This is a genomic window from Microbacterium sp. NPDC058062 (genome assembly GCF_042885375.1).
In the GTDB taxonomy this organism is placed as follows: domain Bacteria; phylum Actinomycetota; class Actinomycetes; order Actinomycetales; family Microbacteriaceae; genus Microbacterium; species Microbacterium trichothecenolyticum_C.
Window position 1 is genome coordinate 1 of sequence record NZ_JBHVSC010000015.1, and the last position, 1,513, is coordinate 1,513.

The 1,513-nt window shown below is 68.6% G+C and carries 1 protein-coding gene; it reads left to right on the forward strand.

Annotated elements, in window-relative coordinates; all coding sequences use genetic code 11:
- Nucleotides 1–111: 111 nt before the first annotated feature.
- Nucleotides 112–1,215, forward strand: a complete 1,104-nt coding sequence (locus ACFVSU_RS21950) for an IS110 family transposase (RefSeq protein ID WP_387148176.1) — start codon at nucleotides 112–114, stop codon at nucleotides 1,213–1,215.
- The last annotated feature ends 298 nt before the right edge of the window (nucleotides 1,216–1,513 follow it).

The window sequence follows — 1,513 nt, forward strand, 5'->3', positions numbered from 1 at the left end:
CCCTATGAGGGTGGGGTGCTGGTGCTCTTGTAGGCCCAGGGCCTCACGGTGCAGATTCGTGGATCATCCCGAGGAGTGGCCTTGGGATGCCGACATGCAGCGGAGGCCCTGGTGTTCAACGAGCGTACGGCGATTGGGTTGGATGTGCACGCGCGGAGCGTGCGAGCGGCAGCGATCGACACGTCGACAGGTGAGGTAGTCGAGGTGCGACTACCAGCAGCGGCCATCGAGGTCGTCGCGTGGGTGATGCAGATCGCGGCCCGGCTGGGGCCGGTGCATGCCGCGTATGAGGCGGGTCCGACCGGCTTCGGGTTGGCCCGCAAGCTCGCCGCGGCGGGGATGGCGGTGACGGTCGCCGCGCCGTCGAAGATCATCCGACCCGCGGGCGACCGGATCAAGACCGACGCGCGTGACGCACTGCTGCTTGCCCGTCTGCTGAAGCTGGACGAGCTGACCGCGGTGCGGGTGCCGACCGAGGCGGAAGAGGCCGCCCGGGATCTGGTGCGCGCGCGTGATGATGCCCGGGTGGAGTTGATGGCCGCCCGGCATCGGCTCTCGAAGCTGCTGCTGCGCCGCGGGATCGTCTATGCCGGGACCGAGACCTGGAACCGCCCGCACGATGCCTGGCTACGTGCTGCTCGTCGTGACGGGCTCGACGGCGCGGGCAGTGGGACGCTGGCCGCGTTCGACGCGAGTTACGACGCGGTGACGCAGATCGTCGCCCGCAAGGACCGGCTGGATCGTGACATCACGGCGATGGCCGCGGACTCGGAGTTCACCGCAGTCACCACCCGGTTGGGGTGTCTGCGAGGGATCTCGACGCTGACCGGGTTCGCTCTGGCGGTCGAGATCGGCGACTGGCATCGACTCACCGGGGCGAGCATCGCCGCCTACCTGGGGCTGGTGCCGTCCGAGCACTCTTCGGGCGGCTCCCGCAGCCTGGGGCCGATCACCAAGACCGGGAACACCCACGCCCGCCGACTGCTGATCGAGTCCGCCTGGTATCACAAGCACGACTACCGGCCCGGCAAGACGATGACCGACCGGTGGGCGAAAGCATCCGCCGCAGCGGCCGCACGCGGCGACGCCGGCAACCGGCGGCTGCATAACCGGTGGATGGTGCTCGCCGCGAAACACAAGAAGCACACCGTCGCGAACACCGCGATCGCCCGCGAGCTCGCCGGCTGGTGCTGGTCCCTGGCCGTCATGGACTGAGCACTCCACACTCGTCCCCCGGGTGCTGACGCCGGAACGCATGCAGCGTGAAGAGAACACCAGCGATTGGACTGTGAGCAGCCGCCCCGACCAGCGGCCACGCTCGACCTCAGACAAGCTCGGATGCTCTCGCCGAAACAGGGTCCTGCGGTAACCAACCCGCGAATATCAGACTGACCACGCGTCGCAAGACACGCCGCACCCCGAACCCCCACCCGCGAGGACGAAGAAGCGCCGCCGAGCAGCCAGCCCGGCGGCGCTACACCCTGCCCACTTGACAGAAACCCCTACATATCAG